This is a genomic window from Sediminibacillus albus (assembly GCF_900101125.1).
GTDB lineage: Bacteria > Bacillota > Bacilli > Bacillales > Amphibacillaceae > Sediminibacillus > Sediminibacillus albus.
Genome location: NZ_FNFL01000003.1, coordinates 365082 through 387389 on the forward strand (window position 1 = coordinate 365082; position 22308 = coordinate 387389).

Annotated in this window: 17 protein-coding genes and 1 pseudogene; 11 read left to right on the top strand and 7 right to left on the bottom strand. The window is 41.9% G+C overall.

The genetic code is table 11. The features are described 5' to 3' along the window. Positions 1-128: 128 nt before the first annotated feature. Positions 129-299, top strand: coding sequence for a Fur-regulated basic protein FbpA (locus BLR93_RS10790; protein ID WP_175559324.1), 171 nt, complete (start codon positions 129-131; stop codon positions 297-299). A gap of 787 nt (positions 300-1086) precedes the next feature. On the opposite strand, the gene BLR93_RS10795 is transcribed toward BLR93_RS10790, so the two are convergent. After that, positions 1087-2793 carry an ABC transporter ATP-binding protein gene (locus BLR93_RS10795; protein WP_093214242.1) on the bottom strand — a complete coding sequence of 569 codons (1707 nt, stop codon included), beginning with the start codon at positions 2791-2793 and terminating at the stop codon, positions 1087-1089. 253 nt (positions 2794-3046) lie between these two features. Here BLR93_RS10795 and BLR93_RS10800 point away from each other — a divergent pair, with 253 nt between their 5' ends. After that, complete coding sequence (locus BLR93_RS10800) at positions 3047-5401, top strand: immune inhibitor A domain-containing protein (protein ID WP_425440936.1); 2355 nt, start codon at positions 3047-3049, stop codon at positions 5399-5401. A 169-nt stretch (positions 5402-5570) separates the two neighbouring features. Further along, on the top strand, positions 5571-5870 hold the full coding sequence (locus tag BLR93_RS10805) for a HesB/YadR/YfhF family protein (protein WP_093214245.1): 300 nt from the start codon (positions 5571-5573) through the stop codon (positions 5868-5870). 348 nt (positions 5871-6218) lie between these two features. Here BLR93_RS10805 and BLR93_RS10810 read toward each other — a convergent pair whose 3' ends face one another. Beyond that, positions 6219-7712 carry an amidase gene (locus BLR93_RS10810; protein ID WP_093214698.1) on the bottom strand — a complete coding sequence of 498 codons (1494 nt, stop codon included), beginning with the start codon at positions 7710-7712 and terminating at the stop codon, positions 6219-6221. A gap of 192 nt (positions 7713-7904) precedes the next feature. Between BLR93_RS10810 and BLR93_RS10815 the strand changes: the two genes are divergently transcribed. Beyond that, positions 7905-8630, top strand: coding sequence for a DUF421 domain-containing protein (locus BLR93_RS10815; RefSeq protein WP_093214248.1), 726 nt, complete (start codon positions 7905-7907; stop codon positions 8628-8630). Here BLR93_RS10815 and BLR93_RS10820 read toward each other — a convergent pair. After that, positions 8627-9529, bottom strand: a complete 903-nt coding sequence (locus tag BLR93_RS10820) for an EamA family transporter (RefSeq protein WP_093214250.1) — start codon at positions 9527-9529, stop codon at positions 8627-8629. The two genes, BLR93_RS10815 and BLR93_RS10820, sit on opposite strands and share 4 nt — an antisense overlap. Before the next feature lie 196 nt (positions 9530-9725). Here BLR93_RS10820 and BLR93_RS18295 point away from each other — a divergent pair, with 196 nt between their 5' ends. The 3 genes and pseudogenes from BLR93_RS18295 to BLR93_RS10835 all read left to right on the top strand — a co-directional run bounded on the left by BLR93_RS18295 (position 9726) and on the right by BLR93_RS10835 (position 13967). Beyond that, on the top strand, positions 9726-11735 hold the full coding sequence (locus BLR93_RS18295; protein ID WP_093214253.1) for a methyl-accepting chemotaxis protein: 2010 nt from the start codon (positions 9726-9728) through the stop codon (positions 11733-11735). A 2-nt stretch (positions 11736-11737) separates the two neighbouring features. Next, the gene (locus BLR93_RS10830; RefSeq protein ID WP_093214255.1) at positions 11738-12196 is read left to right on the top strand and encodes a hypothetical protein; all 459 of its coding nucleotides are present in this window, start codon (positions 11738-11740) and stop codon (positions 12194-12196) included. Positions 12197-12640: 444 nt separating this feature from the next. Next, a pseudogene (locus BLR93_RS10835) lies at positions 12641-13967 on the top strand (IS3 family transposase). A gap of 74 nt (positions 13968-14041) precedes the next feature. On the opposite strand, the gene BLR93_RS10840 reads toward BLR93_RS10835, so the two are convergent. The 3 genes from BLR93_RS10840 to BLR93_RS10855 all read right to left on the bottom strand — a co-directional run bounded on the left by BLR93_RS10840 (position 14042) and on the right by BLR93_RS10855 (position 17383). Beyond that, a complete protein-coding gene (locus BLR93_RS10840) occupies positions 14042-14752 on the bottom strand; it encodes a hypothetical protein (RefSeq protein WP_093214257.1) in 711 nt (236 codons plus the stop codon). Between the two features lie 47 nt (positions 14753-14799). Beyond that, positions 14800-15000, bottom strand: a complete 201-nt coding sequence (locus tag BLR93_RS10845) for an aspartyl-phosphate phosphatase Spo0E family protein (protein ID WP_093214259.1) — start codon at positions 14998-15000, stop codon at positions 14800-14802. 394 nt (positions 15001-15394) lie between these two features. After that, positions 15395-17383 (bottom strand): PTS fructose transporter subunit IIABC, encoded by a 1989-nt coding sequence (locus BLR93_RS10855; RefSeq protein ID WP_093214264.1) that lies wholly within the window; start codon positions 17381-17383, stop codon positions 15395-15397. A gap of 320 nt (positions 17384-17703) precedes the next feature. On the opposite strand from BLR93_RS10855, the gene BLR93_RS18045 reads away from it, so the two are divergent. Next, entirely contained in the window at positions 17704-17871 is a 168-nt protein-coding gene (locus BLR93_RS18045) for a hypothetical protein (protein ID WP_175559325.1), read from the top strand. Between the two features lie 212 nt (positions 17872-18083). Next, positions 18084-18206, top strand: coding sequence for a hypothetical protein (locus BLR93_RS18390; RefSeq protein ID WP_281241700.1), 123 nt, complete (start codon positions 18084-18086; stop codon positions 18204-18206). Positions 18207-18335: 129 nt separating this feature from the next. On the opposite strand, the gene rlmN is transcribed toward BLR93_RS18390, so the two are convergent. Then, the gene (gene rlmN / locus BLR93_RS10860; RefSeq protein WP_093214266.1) at positions 18336-19412 is read right to left on the bottom strand and encodes a dual-specificity RNA methyltransferase RlmN; all 1077 of its coding nucleotides are present in this window, start codon (positions 19410-19412) and stop codon (positions 18336-18338) included. A 273-nt stretch (positions 19413-19685) separates the two neighbouring features. Here rlmN and BLR93_RS10865 point away from each other — a divergent pair, with 273 nt between their 5' ends. Further along, positions 19686-20918, top strand: a complete 1233-nt coding sequence (locus BLR93_RS10865) for a dicarboxylate/amino acid:cation symporter (protein ID WP_093214268.1) — start codon at positions 19686-19688, stop codon at positions 20916-20918. Between the two features lie 245 nt (positions 20919-21163). Further along, the gene (locus tag BLR93_RS10870) at positions 21164-22219 is read left to right on the top strand and encodes an NAD(P)H-dependent flavin oxidoreductase (protein WP_093214271.1); all 1056 of its coding nucleotides are present in this window, start codon (positions 21164-21166) and stop codon (positions 22217-22219) included. The last annotated feature ends 89 nt before the right edge of the window (positions 22220-22308 follow it).

Consider the following 22308-nt stretch of genomic DNA (forward strand, 5'->3'; position numbering starts at 1 on the left):
TGTAATAGATTAGTACTCTTATGTAAGATAATCTAACAATGATAAAAAACCATGTTATTAAACCTTACATGTTTACTGAAAATATAACACGAACCTTTTACGATACGTATAACGAAAGGAGGGATGTCATGTCTTATTTGCGAGAGGCCGTCGATAAACAGCGCAGCATTTTAATTCATAAGTTAATCCACGCTGGAGTATATCATCAAACAGACCCCACTATATATCATAAAACGATGACAGAATTAGTATATGAATATGAAAGGTCAGTTATTAACAAAAATCATCATGCCGTCTAGCAAGACCTGCCAAAAAGGCGGGTCTCTTTTTTTTTCAGGCATCTGGCATCCTCATCCGATTAAAAGCGGGGCGTTTTACAATTACTATTCGGGGCTAATCATTATTTTCCTGCTATTTTTGCCTGCTAATATCCCTTTTAGAGAAAAATAACGGATGTATCGCATAAGATAGGAGAGTTGAACAGAACTTTGCTGACTCAAAAAAGGCAGGGCAGCGAGGAGGCTCGGACGTTTATTCGCGAAAAAGGGCTTGGGCCATAATATACATCCACTTACAAAAACCGAACGATAACAGCATATGGAATTTTAAAAGGCCCTCTTCAAGCATTCGATTGTTGACGCAATAGGATATAAAAGGCGATGGAACATTGGGTGATTCCTTAATGGCATTTACCGTATAAGCGTTAATACATCACGTTCTCAAGTGAATCATAAGCATTGTGCTGAAAACAGTACTCAGACCTTAAGTGGAGGAAATCCACGGAGACTCCTGCGGCAGGAAAGGCCTCGGTGAGACCCCGCAGAGCGCTAGCTCGAGGAGGCTCACCAGCCGCCCGCTGAAAGCGCAGTGTATTTCCGTAGCGTCGTCATGCAAGGTAGTAAGAACAGCCCGTCAGCCGTCACATAAACTCTAGTGTGAACAGCACCTGAAGTCCTACTGTCGGACCTAGAGTTGCCACTGTGTCCACAGGGTATATAAAACATTAGAAAAGAAAAATCGAACGAGTTCGATCTTTGCTTTAGCCACTACCCTTTTGTCCCAATCTCATAGAAAAGCCTGTATTTGTTATTGGATTTGATGAAGATTAGCGAAAACGCCGCCTCTTTGGATTAATTCCTGGTGGCTTCCCTCTTCTTCGATTCCATTTTCCGTTACAACAATAATACGGTCCGCATTACGGATGGTTGCAAGTCGATGGGCAATTATCAAGGTTGTCCTGTTTTTCGCCAGTTCATTTAATGCCTTTTGGATAATTAATTCTGTTTCCGTATCCAATGCAGAGGTTGCTTCGTCCAAAATTAATATCGGCGGATTCTTCAAAAACATCCTGGCAATGGCAATTCGCTGCTTTTGGCCGCCGGAAAGCTTTAATCCTCTTTCGCCGACTGGTGTATCATAGCCAAGCGGAAGCGAATCTACGAAGGATTGCAAGTGTGCCTTGCGTGCGGCTTCTTGAATCTCCTCATCAGAAGCACCAAGCTGGCCATAAGCAATGTTCTCCTTTAGAGTTCCAGTAAATAAAAAGACATCCTGTTGGACGATACCGATTTGGGAGCGCAGCGATTGTTTTTTTAAATCCCTAATATCGAGGCCGTCAACGGTGATTTTCCCTTCATCCACATCATAAAATCGGGGAATCAAGGAACAAATGGTTGTTTTCCCTGCACCTGAAGGGCCTACGAAGGCGACCGTTTCTCCTGCCGGAATATCGAGATCGATATTCTCCAAGACTCGTTTTGAATCTTCGTAGCTGAACGAGACATTTGTAAAACGAATGTTCCCTTGCAGCTGATCCACGGCCTGTGCATCCTGTTTATCCCTTATCTCCGGTTCAATATCGATTAGCTCGATAAACCTTTTAAATCCAGCCATTCCTTTCGGGTAAAGTTCCATTAAGGCACTGATTTTGTCAATCGGTTTAAACAACACATTGACAAATAGTACAAAGCCGACTAATTCACCAGAGGATAAATCGCCAGTGAAGTGCAGCCAGGCGCCGACCACAAGAACTACCAGAACAATGAGCCTGGTCATCATATACATGCCAGAGGTTCCGTAAGACATCACTTTATAAGAGTTAAGCTTTGCCTTGCGAAAGTTCCGGTTGTCTGTTTGAAAGCGGGCGATTTCGAAATTTTCATTTGTAAAAGATTGGACGACCCGAACGCCGGAAACACTGTCTTCGACTTTTGCATTTACATCTGCGATTTCCCGGTACATCCTCTTCCAGGCTTCGTTCATCCGGATATTGCAAAAAGAGATCAACCATACAAGGAAGGGTACAATCAACAGGATAATCAATGCCAGTTTGACATTGATAGCAAACATGATAAAAAAGGCGCCCACAAAGGTCATAATCGAAATAAACAAATCCTCTGGACCATGGTGGGCAAGCTCGCCGATATCAAATAAATCATTGGTAATCCGACTCATGATATGGCCGGTTTTCGTATTGTCGAAAAAGCCGAACGATTGTTTCTGAACATGCTCGAACAACTGCTGGCGCATATCCGTCTCAATATTAATTCCCAGCTTATGCCCCCAGTAATTGACGATGTATTGGAGAAAAGTACTTAACACATACAAGGCTAGCAGCCCAATACTTACCCATACAATCGCCGACCAATTGCCGCTTGGAAGCAGCTGGTCGACAAACCGCTGGACAGCGATTGGAAAAGCCAGTTCTAGTAATGCCACCATAATGGCACAGGAAAAATCTATTAAAAACAACTTCCGGTGTGGAAGATAATAAGAAAAAAAACGCCCGATCAATACATCCACTTCCTTTTTCGTCACTAATTCTATTCGGATTATATGTCCTTGCGTTAAATTAAGCAAGAGCTGGCATGCACCAGATTGCTAGGACATACATTAGTAAGTGAACCCATCCACCTATCCCTCCTTAACAAAAATAGGTATAATCTACCATTTTATAGTAAAAATCTATTTTAAAATAGTAATCTACTAGGAAAATGTGGTATTTTATAAGTTGTAAATATTCAGAAAATTGCGAGGGGGAGTTTTTTTGAAGAACAGAAAAATCGCATCAACTGCCATGGCGGTAGCTTTAGGATTAAGCACTTTGGCCGTCGGCGCCTTAACGCCTGTCCAACAAGCACAGGCAGAAGCCTTAAGCACGAAAGTCCCTGATCAAATCGGAGCTCCGGTTGACTTAGGGATCGCAAATGATGAAAAACTGATCGAAATGCTAAAGAAAGAAGGCAAAATCGATAAGGATGCAACAGCAAGCGAGGCTCAGGAAACGCTTAACCGCTATTTAAAAGCAAAGGCAAATGCAGCTTCCAAGGAAGAAGAAACATCAAGTGAAGTAAAAAATAAAAATAGCTTTAATGATGATAAAAGTAACAACGCGCTGACCAACGGGAAAGGAAATAAACTTGGAAAAACAAAGAAAAACAAAGTCGACAGTGTAGAGGAAGAAGCATATGACGGCTCTGTCAGAGAAGATAAAGTATTAGTGCTTGCCATTGACTTCCCGGATTACGAAAAAAGCTCTATTACAGATGAAGAGACTGACATGTTTTATGAAGAGTATAACCTAGATCACTTTCAGGACATGATTTTCGGCGACAATGGCTATGAAGGCCCTAATGGCGAAAATTTAGTTTCGATGAAGCAATATTATGAGCAGCAGTCCGGCGGCAGCTACACCGTTGATGGTACGGTAGCCGGCTGGTACACAGCTGATCATGATGCGGCTTATTATGGAGGTAATTACCCAACTCCGGACGGCAGTGACGCTCGCCCTCGGGAATTGGTATATGAGGCACTGGCAAAAGCAGCTCAAGATCCGAATGTTGAACTGTCAGAATACGACCAGTGGGATCGGGACGATTTTGACGGGGATGGCGTCTACCATGAACCAGACGGCATTATCGACCACTTAATGGTTATCCATGCCGGTGTTGGCGAAGAAGCAGGCGGCGGTAATTTGGGAGCAGATGCCATTTGGTCGCACCGTTGGAACTTGGGCGGTTTGGTTGCCGTACCAGGTGCAAGCTCTGACAGCCCGCGGTTTGGCGGCCAGCTGGCAGCTTATGACTATACCATCGAACCAGAAGATGGCGCAGCAGGTGTTTTTGCCCACGAATTTGGCCATGACCTGGGATTGCCTGATGAATACGATACGCAATATACAGGCGCAGGGGAAGCAGTCTCTTACTGGTCTATCATGTCAAGCGGAAGCTGGGCAGGAGATATACCAGGAACAGAACCGAGCGGATTCAGCCCATACGCCAAAGAATACTTGCAGGCCGCCCATGGGGGTAACTGGCTGACTGGAACTTCCTTGGATTCTGATGAAATCACTGGAGATGGAATAAGTGTCCTGCTTGATGAAGGTGTAACAAAAGGCACTAACAATGATGCAGTAAAAATTAACCTGCCTGATAAAGAAACCGAAGTAAACCAGCCTGCCAGCGGACAGTATGAATATTTCAGCGGTAGCGGTAATAACTTGGATAATTCCATGACTGTCACCCTTGATTTAACCAATGCATCAAGTGCTGAGCTGAATTTCAATGCTTGGTATGACATTGAAGTGGACTGGGATTATGCTTCTGTAAAAGTTAATGGAGAATCCATTGAAGGGAACATCACAACAACCTCAGATCCTCATGATCAAAATCCAGGATACGGGATTACCGGTTCTTCTGGCGGATGGACTGATGCCAGCTTTGATCTATCCAGCTATGCCGGCCAGGAAATTGAATTAGAGTTTAACTATTGGACAGATGTTGCTGTATCACATCCTGGTTTCTACGTCGATGACATTACGGTTACGACAGAAGGAAATACAGTTATAGATGATGATGCAGAGGGAGACTCTCCCTTCACTTTTGATGGGTTTGCAAAAGACGAAGGAAAATTTTATTCAGAAAATTATTATCTGCTAGAATGGAGATCACATAACGGTGTTGACGAAGGGTTGGCTCACATCCGGCGCGGCGCCAGCTTGATGAGTTTTGATGAAGGCCTGGTTGTCTGGTATGTCGATGACTCTTATGATAACAACTGGACAGGAGTGCACCCTGGAGAAGGATTCCTCGGTGTTGTAGATGCAGATCAGCACACCAATTATTGGAGCGATGGTTCTGTAGCTGATACGCGCTACCAGCTTAATGACGCGGCTTTCAGTCTCAACAAGTCTAGCAAGATGTTCCTAGATTATACAGAGGTTCTAGGTACTACCTTGAAGGACAACCATACGAAACGGACACCATTGTTCGATGACAGTGCAGATTACAGCAACCCCGGCCTTCTTGACGCTGGCCGCAACGTACCGACGCAAGGATTGAAATTCCGCATAGTCGGCCAAAGCAACGACGGCACTGTAGGAAATGTATTAATTTATAAGTAAAAACAAAAGCACTCGAATTACCGTTTGGAAACAAACGGAATGCGCAAAGTCAAATAGAAAAAAGGCTGGCCTTTGGCCGGCCTTTTTTGTTTGCGATACCTGAATATATCCTCAGCATAGTCTATAATCGTTATTTTTTGATATAGTAGGGGAGATAAGGAGGCACAACATGATTTCAATTACACAACCTGCAGCACAATGGTACATAAGAGAAATGGATTTATTCGAAGGAGACTCGATTCGTTTCTATGTAAGGTATGGCGGCCACAGTGATATTCACAGGGGGTTTTCCCTGGCACTGTCCAAAGGGGCAGCAAATAACCCTGCCTTCAGCACTGAAGTGTTAGGAATCACTTTTTATGTAGAAGAATCAGATGCGTGGTATTTTGCCGACCATCATTTCCATATTAAATATAAACGAAAATATGATGAGGTTATTTACGAATTTGAATCTAAAGAAAAAGCATAGACAGCAAAATCCTGGAATGCATTATTATCCTAGCTTAAGGCATATAAGTTAAAAAAACTTGGATCGAGGTTGATCCAAGTTTTTTCATCCTGCTGTTGGAAGGTATGATTTTCTATCAATGCTGCAGCTATTTTGCTCAGGATTCACCGCGTTAAAAACGAACGCTCCCTGGTTAGTAGCGGCTGCCTGCATTCGTTTTACTTTTATTCCTGAATTTTCTAATGACCGGATAAATTAACGGGCCCCATTTTATTAATCTTTTCAGCAATCTTCCCATGTATGATCCTCCTTTGTATTTATTTTTATTTTCCTTTTAACTGAAGAATCTAAACGGGATACTGAATAAAATTATTGCCGGTTGATGGGAGCCATGCGAACATCCAGCCATAAATCGGACTGTTCCAGCTGCCCAGCTATTTGAAGCAGCTGATCCTCTCTACCTTTAGAAGCAATAAATTGAACACCCATCGGCAATCCACTGTCCGCCAAATGAACTGGCACGCTCATCGCCGGCTGGCCAGTAAGATTCGCCAGCTGGGTATGCGGAGTATAGGTCAAGCTCGGCTCGAACATGTCATAAACCATAGCTTGCTGAGCCGTTTTGTTTAGATTGCTGACATTCATCAACGACTCAATTTCCTTGCTGCTATGGGTCAATTCTTCATTTTCCGGGGCTGGGTGAGCATTGGCGGGTGTTATATAAAAATCATACGTCTCATGAAAGCCTGCCATTTGTGCTGCAGCAGCATCCCATTCGGCCAAGCTGCGGGAATACTCCGCCGCGGAGACATTTTGACCAGCCTGGTATAAAACCCACGAAACAATTTCCATGTCATCCGCTGTAACTGAACGGTTCAGCCGTTTTTCCATGAGGCTCATCACGGCAGATATTTCCCCGCTGTTCATTATGTAATAGTTTTCCATTAAACGGACGCCGTCTATCGGTGCAGCTTTTTCTTCCACTTCATGCCCTTGTTCCTCCAGCCATCGCACCACTCGATGGACTGCTGTTTCCGCATCTTTACTGACCGGTGTTCCTACCGGTGACTCTGTGGTAAAGGCTACCCGGTATTTTGGCAAAGCCGATTTTGTGAGTTCTTCTATATAACTGCCCGAATGCAACGGAATGTGAAAGGCAGCTTCAGGCTGGAACGTTTGCAGCAAATCCAGCAGTGCAGCACTATCTCTTACTGAGCGTGTCAGCGCAAAATCAATCGAGGCCCCTTGCCATTGGCGCCCCGTCCCCGGCCCCACAGGAGTCCTCCCCCTTGTCGGTTTTAGGCCAAACAGTCCGGTGAAGGAAGCAGGGATCCTTATTGAACCGCCGCCATCACTAGCTCCTGCAATTGGAACAATACCAGCTGCCACACTGGCTGCTGATCCTCCGCTCGATCCCCCAGCCGCATGGTTCGTATTCCATGGATTCCTGGTTGCTCCGTACAATTCTGGTTCTGTAATATTTTTCAATCCGAACTCCGGTGTGTTCGTCTGGCCGATAAATAAAAAACCAGCTTGGCGGAGGCGGGCTACTAAGTTAGAATCTTGCTTGGCAATATTGTTTTTCATAAGTTTAGCACCAGCTGTCAGGGGTTCCCCTTTGATTGCCTGGGAAATATCCTTGAGGACAATCGGAACTCCAGCAAATGGTTGAGACATATCCATGTCTTCCGCCTCTTTTTCGATTTGTTGCTCTCTGTCTCTGATAACCGCATTCAAAGAAGGATTCACTGCTTCCAGGCGTTGAAATGCTGCATCGACTAATTCTTTTGGAGATACCTGTTTTTGTTTTATAAGGTTTGCTAAGCCAATACCATCATAGTTTTGATAATCCATTATTACCACCTGACTTTCATTATCTATATCTTTCCGTTTTGCAATAACTATCACCATATAAAGGTTGAGACATTCCGTTCGTCCTCTACCCAGCGCTTGGATAAAAAGGAAAATTTGGAGCAGTCTACTAGGAGTAAAAGTTTACCACATCCTTTTTATTAAAAAAATAGTATGAAACTGCAAACGAAAGGACTGCTCTTTATGGAGGACTTACTAAAAGATTCTTTGCTTGTTTTTTTTCGCATTATTACCATTCTGCCGCTATTACTAGTCCTTACGTTATTTATGGGGAAACGGGCGATAGGTGAACTGCCTGTATTTGATTTTCTTATTGTAATTACCATGGGTGCGGTAGTCGGAGCAGATATAGCTGACCCTAGCATTAAACACCTGCCAACCGTGGTCGCTATATTAGCTATTTCTTTTCTGCAGCGAATTGTCGCCAAAGGAAAGTTAGCCAACCGCAAATTCGGAAAGCTGGTAACCTTCGAACCAACGATAGTGATCCAGAAAGGAAAACTACTAAACGATAACATGAAAAAAATCCACTATTCCATTGATAACATTTTACAGATGCTGCGGGAAAAAGAAGTATTTGATATTAGTGAAGTAGAAACCGCAATTATCGAAGCCAATGGTTCAATCAGTGTAATGAAAAAGCCAGCAAAAAACAGCGTCACATTAGAAGACATCGGGATTGTGAAAAAGACAGTAAGTCTTGCTTTTCCCGTCATTGTCGAAGGAGAAATTTATTCCTCTGTATTGGAGCAGCTTAACATAGACGAGAATTGGCTGCTAAAGCGGCTATCAGAACAAAATATTCCGGATAAAGACGCTATCTTTTTAGCAACAATCAATAAAGACCTGCAACTACACGTCTCTTTAAAAAATGACAGTACTATCTCACTGCCTCCTATCTTCCATTAACCTCTACTTGCAGATAGATTCACATCATCCTTTCGGGACTTTCCTTTCTGTCCAACGGTTAATAGCACAATACCAGATAGGAGGAGTATAATCCCAGACCATGATACAGGGGAAAGAATCTCTCCAACCAATAACACTCCTAATAGAGCTGCCGTCAGCGGCTCGGCCAAGGACAAGGTTACAGCAGTTGCCGAAGGCACACCTTTCAAACCAAGCGAAAACAGCAAATAGGCCAAACTAGTTGCCACTATACCTAACTGAAGACTAACAACTACTCCTCTCGCTTCTGCCAGCCAAGACAAATCAAACAGAAATAATATAGGCGATAGCAATATTCCACTGATGGTAAATACAATGGCAGTAACCGATAAAGGCTTGTTGGTCAAAATCAATCGTTTACTAGTTAGAGAATAAACAGCAAATGACAGCCCTGCCCCAATCGCCAGCAGAATTCCGGTTGGTTGTACGGTAACAGATTGATTATTTAGAAATAATGTGACACATCCAATGACAGATAAAAAGGTAGCAAACCACCATGCCTTTGTCTGTCTTTTATTGAACACCATCCTTTCCAGCATTCCTGCCAGTACCGGTGCACTACCGATAGCTACAACGGTTCCGACAGCAACTCCTGTTAGGGTAACTGCTGAAAAGAAAAAGGGCTGGTAGCACGCCATACTCACTGCTGCCAGCATTGTTTCCCTGAAAGACAACCCCTTCAGGGAAAAGCTGCCAAACAAAAACAGTATCAGCAGAAGAGTCCCTCCGCCAACGGCAAGACGAATGGCGCCGATGGCGATAGGATGCGCCGCTTCAGGAGCGAAGGTTTGTGCTGTACCTGTAGTTCCCCAAAGAACCGCTGCTGCCAGGACGAAAAGATACGGGATATTTTCTCTCATTTTATCTAGCACATCCTTTTTTCGTAAATTGACTAAGAGCTAAGTAGATTTTCTTTAAAATAAGTATAAACAATTGAGAATATTTTGACGATAAAAAGAATAGGGGGCATTACTTTTTACCTAGGCATTGGACTTACGTCTAGTACGGAGCTGATAGCACAAGACAAGAGCGAACGAAAAAAGAGGAGGTCTACCAATGAAGACAAAAAAGCACCGAAAAAAGAGCAGAGAGAATTTCTTCACCAAAACCTTACAACGTCAAATCCTCATTCCTTTTATAACCCTAATACTACTTGCAGGTGCAGGAATCGGCTATATCAGTTATACATATAGCACATCTCTGACAACCGGTGAGCTTACCAATAGTATTGAAAGCCAAACAAATGTGTTAAACCAGTCTTTCGAAACCTTTTTTAAAGGACAAGAACAAATTATCGACCATTATGCTGAGCAAAACGAATTTACTAACTTTGAAAACGAACGCAGTGCAATGATGGACTCATTAGCTAATATCTCTTCATCAAATGAAGCCATTTCTACGGCTTATTTAGGAACTGAAACGGAAGGAGAAATGCTGACAGCTCCAGCATTAGATCTTCCCGATGATTACGATCCGCGGACAAGGCCATGGTATCAGCTGGCCACGGAGAATGCAGGGGAAGTAATCTGGACGGAGCCTTATCTTGATGCTGAATCAGGAGAACTGATTGTCAGTGCCGCTAAGTCGGTAGCAAATGTCGGTGTCCTATCCATCGATATAAACATGCAGGCAATTCTAGATATGATTGACACCGTAGAAATCGGTGATTCTGGTTATGCTGCGATTTTGGATCAATCCGGCCTTTTCGTTGTCCATCCTGATTCCTCCTATATTGGCAAGGATGTCGCGGAAGAGGACTTTTATAAAGAAATCATGGCACAAAACAGCTCCTCTGGTTCCGTTGACTTTACCCTTGATGGATCTGGTAAAACGTCCGGCTATACGCTAAATGATCGGTTAAACTGGATCATTTTGGGTACCGTGGATAAAGCTGAACTGGCTAAAAAATCACAGCCAATATTAATTCCGATTGCGATAAGTATTCTAGTTGTCTTGCTTTTATCAGCACTTCTTACATGGATGATCGCCAAAAGGATTACAAGTCCGATTAAAACGCTTCAGGAAAAAATGAAAGCAGTCGAAGAAGGCGATTTATCCATTGATCTATCGCACGAAAGCACAAATGAGGTTGGCCAATTATCTAAGTCAATCGATGAAATGAAAGAGAGCCTCCGAGCCATTATCAAGAATGTTTCAGAAGCTACGACAGCTGTTTCCGGCCAAAGTTCGCAATTGACACGTTCGGCCGACGAAGTAAAGGAAGGAAGCCAGCAAATCGCTTCAACGATGCAGGAACTAACTTCCGGAGCAGAAACGCAAGCTAACAGCTCCACAGAGCTATCTGAAATGATGTCCAGTTTTATGGCAAAAATTCAACAGGCACATGAAGGCGGAGAACAAATTGCCGACACTTCCAGCGATGTCTTGAAAATGACAAAAGACGGCAGTTCGATGATGGTTAGTTCCGTCGATCAAATGAAAAATATTGAAAGAATTGTTAAAGACGCTGTTTCCAAGGTACAAGGCCTTGACTCGCAATCCCAGGAAATCTCTAAATTGATTAAAGTAATTAATGAAATAGCCGAACAAACCAACCTGCTATCCTTAAATGCTGCAATTGAAGCAGCCCGGGCTGGCGAACACGGCAAAGGGTTTGCAGTCGTGGCCAATGAAGTGCGAAAGCTTGCTGAGCAAGTATCGAATTCGGTAGTCGATATTACGGAAATAGTCGGCAATATTCAAAACGAATCCAGCATAGTTGCTAAATCGCTTGAAGCCGGTTATCAGGAAGTAGATGAAGGCTCGAAGCAAATCCAAGCAACAGGAGATACCTTTACCAATATCGATAGCTCTGTCAGCCAGATGGTAGAAAAGATTCAGCATATTTCAGAAAATCTGCGTGATATAGCGGACAACAGCAATAACATGAATGAATCCATTCAGGAAATTGCTGCGGTTTCTGAAGAATCTGCCGCTGGCATTGAACAGGTATCTGCTTCCGCCCAGCAATCGACAAGCTCTATGGAAGAAGTTTCAAACAACGCTGGTGAGCTGTCCCGCTTAGCAGAGGAACTCAATGACCAAATCAAAATATATTTAGATTAATAATGGACTTAAAAGATCGAAATGAACCCAACGAAATAATCGAGCAATATTTGAGCCAATCTGTAACTGAGATCACATATGAAGAGGAAAGACCAGAAGCTGCGGTAACGTCAATTATAAAGAGCTATGAAAGCATCCTGGCTGAAGTGAAAGGGCAACGTGACTTACTGCAACAACTTTATGAAGATTCTCAACAGCAAAATAAAATGCTTATGGCTCAAATGCAAGAAAACACAAAGATACTATCTGAGTTCAAAAACTCTATATCTTCCGATAATGAAGAACAGCAAACAAAAGTGGAGGAGTTAAAAAATTTAATAGAAAAAGATAAAGCCAATAGAGAAGAGGAGAAATCAACGGTTGAACAAAGAGATAAAGAATTAATGAAGATGCTTAGACAACTTAGTGAAAACAAAGAAAACCAACAAGAGAAGCCATGGTACAAGAAAATATTCAAGTAAATATAGAGGGATTCACATTAGAAATGTTGAATGTTTAGCATGAACCGCAAATAAAATAAATAAAATATTTAAAAAGAAGGTGATTCAATGTATCTGTGGGATATATTAACACCAATTATATATTTAGTGTTTATAGTTAACTTGTTTTATTCATATAAGACATACAGAAATAAGTCCACTTTACCTTTTACCATTACTATATTAATTAATGCCTTTATAGGCTTCTTAACTCTCTGGTCAATAGGTATGTACTTATTTATTATCAGTGCTCTTCAATTAGTAGGGTTGCTTATAATATTATTAAAAAATAAAAAAAGCATTATATAACTGAACTATAACCCGAATAATGGACAGTAATTAAAAAGCGTCCATTATTCGGGTTTTTCTATGTTTAAATAGATATCCCGTTTATAATGAAACAAAGTATTGGAGCGGAGGGATATTATGGCGAGAAGCTTTTCAACATTCGAATTAAAACAATTGGAGAACAATCCAAATGTACTGAAAGTTTCTGATCGGTCTATAACCTATCATCCAGAATTTAAAAAGTTGGCTGTCCACGCATATAAAGAAGGGGCTAGTCCTACAGAAATCTTTCTTGAACATGGTTTCGACCTGTCGGTCATTGGAAAAGAACAACCCAAACGGTGTCTACAGCGATGGCGTGATACTTATAGTAAGTATGGGGAAGCAGGATTAGAAAATGAGCGTCGAAGTAAGGGAAGCACTGGTCGCCCTTCTTCCAAGCATCTTACAGCTGAAGAAAAACTAAAGAAAGCAGAAGCACGAATCAAATATTTAGAAGCAGAAAATGAATTCTTAAAAAAGCTCGAAGAGATGGAAAGGCAGGCGATGAAGAAGAAACAAAACTAGCCCCTTGCGAGATATATGAACTTATCGAACAGTTGCTACGCAAGTACCAGCTTAAAAACATGGTCTCCTATTTATGCCAGCTGGCTGGTATAAGCCGAAGTGGTTATTATGCCTGGTTAAAAGGCGAAACAAACAGGCAGCTTAAAGAAGAGAGCGATGAAAAAGATGCTGAACTGCTTATAGAAATCTTTCACGAAAACGATGGAAAAGTGGGAGCACTTCAAATCAAAATGATACTTGAAAACAATTATGACATCATTTTGAATCATAAAAAGATTAGACGATTGATGAAAAAGTTTCGTTTAATGACAAAAATCAGGCGAGCAAACCCTTATAAGCATATGATGAAAGCCACGCAAAAACACAGAACCTGTGATAACCTTCTTAACCGGGAATTCGACAAAAGGGGCCTGGTAAGTTTTTCCTTACAGACATCACATATATCTACTATGGCAGAGCACAAAAAGCTTATTTATCGTGTGTGAAAGACAGTACTACAAAAGAAATTATTACTTATGTGGTATCTAAGACATTGGAGATGGAGATTGCCTATCGTACACTTGATCAATTGAAAGAAGCAGTAGGAATGTTTCACCCGGAAGCCATCCTCCATTCAGATCAGGGAGTTCATTATACACACCCTGTGTTCCAGAAGAAGGTGAAACAAAGGGGGCTCCGTCAATCAATGTCGCGACGTGGTAACTGTTGGGATAATGCACCGATGGAGTCTTTCTTTGGCCACTTCAAAGATATGGTGGACCATAAATCGTGTGAGACACTTGATGCATTGGAGAGTAAAGTTAGTAATTATATCGATAGATATAATAATGAGAGGTATCAATGGGGATTAAAAAAAATGACCCCGGTACAATACCGAGGTCATCTATTGGCAGCTTAGGCCTTTTTTATAAACTGTCCATATTATGGGGTACAGTTCAAACATATAATGCTTTTTTTATTTAGTATTTAGATTTAATTTACTTCTACATCTAAGTCTAAAGTGATCGTGCTTTCTCCTCTTCGACCCCAATCTACCACGTAATCATAAGTTCCATCATTTTGAATATCTACCTTGATGTAATGGTCAACTTCTGTAATTTTATCATTATCCAGGAAGTCGTAATTATAATAGTCACCGGTTCCCTCTACACGTAGCTTTTGATTAGAGTAATATAAATATGGGCTGCTTTTCCATCTATCACTTACATACCAATGGGTTCCTAAAGAAGAAGGATTTGCTGCCCAAGTACTAAGCGAAGATGATCTGTGACCCACCGTACTTCCATAGTCATACCAAGAAAAATTTAAAGTGGTTCTAGTTAAGTCAACACCTACTGGATCATCCGTTATTGCTTTTACCCATCCTGTATAAGTTGTGGCTGCAGGAGAAATTAAGGCATCCTCCTTTACCGAAGTAACCTCTTTTGGTTCAACAGTATAAGTATCTGTTTCAGTATTTACTGTTACATCATAAGCTTCAGTTTTTCCATCAGTCTTTTTTGTCCCTTTAATAATTACACGGTCTTCATCTTCACTTTCCTTTAGTATCACATCCTCAAAAGGGGTTTCATACCCTTTTTCCAGCGTTAAACTTTTTCCTGATTCTTCTGCATTAGCAATAGATGGGGATAAAAAAACGAACAAACCAAGCACAAATAAAAAATTAAACTTTTTCACTTTCATTTCTTATCTCCTCCTTTTTTACTAATAAGTAAGTTCTACGAAAAACATTAAAATCCTTGTATTATATTAAAAAAATTGTAAATTTTTTCATTATTATTCCAGATATCTCGATCATCATCTTTTGGCATATTTTTATTTAGTAATTCATCTAATTCCTTACTCAATCTCAATGTTTCAATATGAGTAAAACCTTTCTTTAATCCACATCTAATCATTTCCTGCCTTTTAGATTCAATGCATTCCATCATCAGAGGATTCCCCTTTGTCGTTATAATAACTTTTAATCATCGATTCCAGGTACATTAGAATCTCATCGGATGAAAGGTACCTAATACTTTTCAGAATCTGTGATTGTTCCGAATGGGGCAGTTGACACAAATGGTCAATAACGGTTTTGCTCTCTATATAAAGTTTTTTCTTTGATGAAATAATAAAAACTCTCCACGGAAGTACATCCAAAGCACTTCTTAAATCATCCATTGAAATCAATCCCTCCAAACAAAAATTACTTTTCATATTAAGTATGCATGAGTTCAGTTAACATCCGCCCCTGCTCTGGAAAGCAGGGGCGGATTTTTTTGTACATCCAATGAAAAAAAGGATAGCTCATAGCATTTCTGCTATGAACCATCCTTTTCCTAACTATTCTACTTGTTCCAACAGTTGATATACATCTTGTTTGGATTGGACATTCAACAGCTTTTCACGATACGTATCATCCATTAGCTTGCGGGAAAGCATCTGCAAAATCTTCAGGTGATCATTTCCTTCTGCCTCTTCTGGAACTGCAATCATAAATATTAATTTCGCATCCGTCCCATCCAAGCTATTCCAATCAATTCCTTCCTTCTTCCTGCCAAAGACCACACTCGGTTTAACAACCGCCTGTGATTTTCCATGTGGGATGGCAATATTCATACCGATTCCGGTAGTACTCTCTTGTTCCCTGTCCAGGATTTTTTGCTTGAATGCCGCTGGAGAATTAACCAGGCCGTTTGTTTCCAGCTTAGCAATTAATTCGTCAATTACTTCATCCCTGGTCGTTCCCTGCAATTCGGTATCAATTAACTCCAAACTGGTTATATCCGTCAGTTTGTTTATCTCTTCCACCTTGTCAGCATCCACTTGCAGGTCATGTCCGCCGGCGCTTCCCTCAGATTGCTGGTCGGCATCGATCCCCAATTGCTCTGTTGCCTCTTCTGCATAGGCATTGTTATCTTCCGCTGTTACCGGCTGGCCGCCGACATCTCTCTTAATTAGTTTAATCATCAAGGCCGTCACAAGGGAACCTATGATAATAGCGATGAAGAACATCACTACATTATCTACTGCGCCGAGCACGCCGACGATTGGACCGCCATGGGCTACCCTGTCACCAACATTTCCAAGCATTGCCACGACAGATCCTGCCATCGAGCCAACCATGATGCTTGGGATTACTCGAATAGGGTCTTGGGCTGCAAAAGGAATCGCTCCCTCTGTTATTCCAAATAACCCCATGGTGAACGACGCCTTGCCAGTTTCTATTTCTGTATTTTGGAATTTTTTCTTGAACATGAAGGTGGCAAGCCCTAGCCCGATTGGCGGTACGGCAATGGCCACCGCAATTGGCCCCATAATTTCATAGTTGCCTTCCCCAATCATCGCCGAACCGAAAAGAAAAGCAACCTTATTGACAGGACCGCCCATATCAAAGGAGATCATAGCTCCTAATATAAGGGCGAGCAAAATGGAACTTGTCCCTTGCATACCTGCCAGCCATGCTGTTAATGATTCAAACACTTGCGCTACCGGAGCGCCGATAATGAATACAAAAGCCAAGCCGACGATTAGCGAGGCAAACACAGGAATAATAATAATCGGCATAATCGGCTGAACCGCTTTTGGCACTTTTATCCGTTTAATCAGCAAGGCTACATAGCCTGCCAGAAAACCTGCAATAATTCCGCCGAGAAAACCAGCCCCCGCTTCACTGTTATAAAAGCTTCCATTGGCAGCTATATAACCACCAATGATACCAGGAGCCAACCCGGGCCTGTCAGCAATACTAAAGGCTATGAACCCGGCTAAAATCGGCACCATAAACGTGAACGATGCAGCGCCAAGATTTTCAATCGTTTTCCAGAAAGAATCCTCTGGAATCTGTATTCCTTCTGCAGTCTGCTGACCGCCCAGGGATAATGCAATCGCAATTAATAGCCCACCAACAACGATGAACGGAATCATATAGGAGACACCATTCATTAAATGCTTGTAAATCGGATTTTCTTTTTCCTTTTTGGTGCTGGCTGATTGGCTGTCCGCTCCATCCTGGCCTTTATGTACCGCGACATTCCCGCTGGTTATTTTGTTAATTAACTCTTTCGGCTGGCGTATACCTTCCTGCACCCCGACAGCCAACAGTTTCTTACCGACAAAGCGGTCCTTTGCTACCGTTTTATCTGCAGCTATGATGACTCCATCCGCTTCTTCAATATCTTTTTCCGAAAACTCATTTTCCACTCCAATCGAGCCCTGTGTTTCAATTTTAATATCGATACCTAGCTCATCTGCTGCCTTTTGCAAATTTTCAGCAGCCATATAAGTATGAGCAATCCCGTTCGGACAGGAAGTAATCGCTAACAATTTCATAAATATCCTCCTCACCTTCGCAATCGATTATAAATAATATACCCCAAAACTACCAGGTCAAAAGTTGCCTGTCCAAATTTTTTATGTTTTCCAAAGATCAATAACTGCAAACACTAGTTTACAATCATTTACCTTCTCAAAAAAGTTTGCTAATTTAGGTAACTATTTTAGAATGAGAATTAGATACATATAAAGAAGTGGACCCAATATGCTTAGTCCTTGCCTATATAACTGGCGGGAAGATGATTATGTATTGAAGAAGCAAAGAAGACTAAGTGACGAGAAGAAAAATTAGTTAAATAAAAAATGGAGGGCTTAATGTGAGAACAAGAAGTAGAAAAAGAGAATATATTGAATTAATTTTAGCCACTATATTAGTTTTAATTATTACATTTGTCTTTGATTTACCACAATTTATTATAGCTTCTTTAGTGATAATAATTGTTATAAATATTATAGCTATTGAAATCAGACAAAAAAGACAATAGAGAAATAACAAAACAGCAGCAAAGAATGACCGCCAAAAAAAGGATTCCTCCGTGGCCTGTCCCCTTTTAATTTCTCGCTGATCCCAATGGCGCTGCTCTGCTGCCGCCGTTTGTTTCTGCCAATAATTTTCATGCTTTTTTGGGAATTTATGTTAAGATAATGGTTAAATTGAGGAGTTTTTTTACCAAACATAAGTCAGGGGGAGATTGTTTTGGGAAAGAAACAAAAGAAGAAAAAAGTCGATAAGGAACATTTTGGAGAATTTTTGGCCTATTGGATACCTGAAATGATAGTGTTCCCTGTAAGGATAATCATTTGGCTGCTAAGAGGATAAGGCAGGTTGATTCGCAATGTCTTTGAAGGAATTTAAATTACTAAATATCAAACAATCCCGATAGGCAAAGTTCCCTGAACTATAAAAAACCCGCCGATTGACGGCGAGTTTTTGTTTTAAGGCTGTGTACTAAACGGTTGTTTTATCTTTTCCTTTTTTTATCTGTTTACTTCGCAGCTGTCCGCAAGCGGCGTCAATATCCGAGCCTTGTTCTACGCGGACACCGCAGTTAATCCCCTGGTTCATCAATGTTTCATAAAACTCCAATATCGCTTTTTTTGTACTGCGCTGGTATTGGTTATGTTCATCTACAGGATTATAAGGAATTAAATTCACATAAGATAAATGACGTTTATCCTTTAAAAGCTTAGCAAGCTCCAACGCCTCTTCCTTATGGTCATTCACATCTCTCAACAAAATATACTCAAAAGTAATTCTCCGGTTGGTTTTCTCCAAATAGTAATCAACGGCCGGCATTAACTTTTCCAATGGGAATGCTTTGTTGATTTTCATGATCCGTGTCCGCAAATCATTATTCGGTGCGTGCAGCGATACTGCCAAATTGATTTGCATATTTTCATCGGCAAAATCGTAGATCCTGTGGGCCAATCCGCTAGTCGAAACGGTAATGTGCCTTGCACCGATGGAAAGGCCTTTTTGGTCATTAACAACACGGAAGAAATCCATCATGTTGTCATAATTATCAAATGGCTCGCCGATTCCCATGACAACAATATGGCTGACTCTTTCTTCCTTGGCAGCTTTGTCCAAATGATGCTGGACATTCATAATCTGTTCTACTATTTCACCGCTGGAAAGATCGCGGTTTTTAGTCAGCAACCCGCTGGCACAGAACGTACAGCCAATATTGCAGCCTACTTGTGTAGTTACGCAAACAGACAAACCATAGTTAAACCGCATTAGCACGGTTTCAATTAAGTTACCGTCCTGCAGTTCAAACAAAAATTTAATTGTTCCATCTTCCGATTCCTGTTTGACAGCTTGCTTCAGGGTTTGGATAACAAAGTGCTCCTCCAGCAATTCGATACAATCGCTATTAAGGTTTTTCATTTCCTCGAATGCTGTAACCCGCTTTTTATAAAGCCAATCCCACACTTGCTTTGCCCGGAATTTTTTCTGCCCGTGCTCAACAAGCCAGGATGTCAGTTGATCTAATGTTAATCCATAGATGGATTGCTTGTTCATTGATTACCCTCATTTCAAAACTTTCATTTCTTTTTCCTATACTCATACTACTTTAAAGTATCGCCTTGTAGCAACCCGTATATGCGGTTATGGCAGAATTTGCAGTATAAGACCTTATTATTCCCTTTCTCCAGACGGATATGATAAGCAAGGCTTTTGACACCCCCGTTTGTCTCCTGTATTTTGTAAAGATGAATTCCGAGTAAAATCATCCGAATTAACCGTCATTACTATCGTAAACATCTTTATCCAAAAAGGAAGGAGACTTTTTTTATGAAAAAAGCCTGGAGAGGGTATCTCGAAGTATCGCTCATTTTAAAAATAACGATTGCGCTAATTCTTGGCGTTATCGTCGGTCTCACTTTTGGCGAGCAGGCCGCTGTATTATCTCCTTTTGGCGACCTGTTGATACGTCTGCTTAAATTTCTGATTATCCCACTGGTATTGTTCACCTTAATTGTAGGAGTCAATCAAACAAAGATTAGCAGCTTAGGCAGAATGGGAGGAAAAGTATTTCTTTATTATCTATTGACTTCTGCCTTAGCAATTATTGTCGGGGTCACAACCGCAAGCATATTCGACCCGGGGATTGGCATGTCTTTAAATACAAATGAAACAGTGGAAGTTCCAGATAATCCCGGGATCATCAGCGTACTTTTAAACATTGTGCCTGATAATATCGTCACAGCATTTTCCGAACTTAACCTCCTCGGGATTATCTTTACTGCCTTTGCTTTCGGCATTGCTATTTCCTCGTTACGCTCATCGAAGGAATATAGCAAATGGGGAAACACGCTTTATCAAGTGGCAGCAGGATTAAACCAAGCTACATTAACAATCATGAAGGCCATCCTCCAGTATGTACCGATTGGTATTTTTGCCATTATTGCCGGAACGGTCGGAAATCAAGGGGCTGACACCCTACTATCTTTAGGTAATATGATTGCCGTATTATATATAGCTTTAATTGTACAAGTCGGTTTGTATACGATTTTTATGCTATTATCTAACATTCGCCCACGAGCTTTTTTTGCACGAGCACGCACCCCGATGGTTACCGCATTTGTTACACAGAGCAGTTCGGGTACACTACCGCTCACCTTGAATGCTGCTAAGGACTTAAGCCTCTCGAAAAGCCTATATGGGTTTAGCCTGCCGTTAGGGGCAACAATTAATATGGATGGGGCAGCAATCCGAATCGCTGTTTCAGCAGCCTTTGCCGCCAATGTCATTGGTGACCCGTTAAGTCTTACAGACATATTGGAGGTTGTCTTGATCGGAACGCTTGCTTCCATCGGTACCGCTGGTGTTCCAGGTGCCGGAATCATCATGATTGCGACTGTTTTCGCCCAATTAGGCCTGCCAATGGAAGCGGTTGGGTTATTGACAGCTATTGATGCCCTTGTCGGTATGGGTTGTACCGCCTTGAATGTAACTGGCGACTTGGCAGGCACTGCTATTATTAATAAGACTGAAACGAATCGAACATCTTCGTATGCTTCTTGAGGACATCGACTGAAGGGCCTGGTGCTGGACTGAATAATAAGCCGGCATCAGGCTATTTTAATGCGAAACCTGCAGGGCATTCCGGCCGAAATTTCTGTCGCAGCCACCAGTTCTCAGTGCATTACTTACCTGTTAACAAAGAAGCCTTTCTGGTATCGGAACTATTCAGAAAACGATAAAGGTATTTTTGCGAATGCCTAGAACTAGTAAATACATATGCTTTACCAGAGAGGAGCTAAGAAATTATGGAACTTTCATCTTTTTTTACCTATCCGATCATTCAAGCGCCGATGGCGGGCGGTACGGCTAACCCCGCACTTGCTGCAGCTGTTTCGAATGCTGGCGGACTAGGATTTTTAGCAGCTGGCTATAAATTGCCTGAAGAGGTTCACCAGGAAATCGCAGACATGCGAAAACGTACAGACAAATTTTTTGGAGTGAACCTTTTTGTCCCAGGTGGCAGAAGTGTCGAAACGAAAGCTGTTGAAAGTTATGCAAAACGGCTTGAAAAAACGGCCCGGAGCTTAGGAGTAGATGTAGGAGAGGCTAAAACGGATGACGATGGCTGGGATGAAAAGCTTGCCGTGCTGATAGAAGAGCGGGTAGCTATCGTTAGCTTCACGTTCGGCTGCCCCTCTTCTAACGTTATTGACAGGCTGAAAAACTGCGGAATCTATGTTATAGTCACCGTTACAACCCCAGAGGAAGCAGTAACGGCATATCAGGCTGGAGCTGATGCGCTGTGCCTGCAAGGGATTGAAGCCGGCGGCCACCGTAGTTCGTTTACAAATGATCGGCAAGGCGAAGATTACTCGCTGCTTGTACTTTTACGGCTAGTCTGCCACCAGATCGAATTGCCGATAATAGCAGCAGGCGGTATCATGCACGGCAAAGATATTGCTGCTTTACTAACCGCTGGCGCAGACGCAGTCCAGTTAGGCACTGCCTTTTTGCGCTGTCCCGAAAGCGGAGCCAGTGAGCTGCATAAGCAGGCACTAGCCGACAATAGTTTTTCGGAAACTACCGTAACACGGGCCTTTACCGGACGAAGGGCCAGGGGATTGGTCAATCAATTCATCAATGAATACAGTGAATTTGCTCCAGCGGCCTACCCGCACGTTCATTATATGACCAAAAATATCAGGAAAGCAGCAGGGAAATCAGGAAATCCACAGCTGATGGCCTTGTGGGCCGGACAGGGACACAAGCTTGCAAGTGATTTACCAGCGGAAGAAGTGATGGCTCTATTGTTAAAACAAGCGTTACAAGCCAAAGAAACTGCACATCAAAAAAAGATATAGACGGCTCGGCTGTCTATATCGCTCATTCATTTAATTAGAAATCAAAATTGTCTGCTCAGGTCCAACCCGGCAGTTCTCATCAACCATTA

Bases quoted from the DNA above. Each gene is read 5' to 3' on its own strand.
- BLR93_RS10790 (WP_175559324.1), top strand. From the start codon at position 129: ATGTCTTATTTGCGAGAGGCCGTCGATAAACAGCGCAGCATTTTAATT.
- BLR93_RS10805 (WP_093214245.1), top strand. From the start codon at position 5,571: ATGATTTCAATTACACAACCTGCAGCACAATGGTACATAAGAGAAATG.
- BLR93_RS10815 (WP_093214248.1), top strand. From the start codon at position 7,905: ATGGAGGACTTACTAAAAGATTCTTTGCTTGTTTTTTTTCGCATTATT.
- BLR93_RS10820 (WP_093214250.1), bottom strand. From the start codon at position 9,529: ATGAGAGAAAATATCCCGTATCTTTTCGTCCTGGCAGCAGCGGTTCTT.
- BLR93_RS18295 (WP_093214253.1), top strand. From the start codon at position 9,726: ATGAAGACAAAAAAGCACCGAAAAAAGAGCAGAGAGAATTTCTTCACC.
- BLR93_RS10830 (WP_093214255.1), top strand. From the start codon at position 11,738: ATGGACTTAAAAGATCGAAATGAACCCAACGAAATAATCGAGCAATAT.
- BLR93_RS10840 (WP_093214257.1), bottom strand. From the start codon at position 14,752: ATGAAAGTGAAAAAGTTTAATTTTTTATTTGTGCTTGGTTTGTTCGTT.
- BLR93_RS10845 (WP_093214259.1), bottom strand. From the start codon at position 15,000: ATGATGGAATGCATTGAATCTAAAAGGCAGGAAATGATTAGATGTGGA.
- BLR93_RS10855 (WP_093214264.1), bottom strand. From the start codon at position 17,383: ATGAAATTGTTAGCGATTACTTCCTGTCCGAACGGGATTGCTCATACT.
- rlmN (WP_093214266.1), bottom strand. From the start codon at position 19,412: ATGAACAAGCAATCCATCTATGGATTAACATTAGATCAACTGACATCC.
- BLR93_RS10865 (WP_093214268.1), top strand. From the start codon at position 19,686: ATGAAAAAAGCCTGGAGAGGGTATCTCGAAGTATCGCTCATTTTAAAA.
- BLR93_RS10870 (WP_093214271.1), top strand. From the start codon at position 21,164: ATGGAACTTTCATCTTTTTTTACCTATCCGATCATTCAAGCGCCGATG.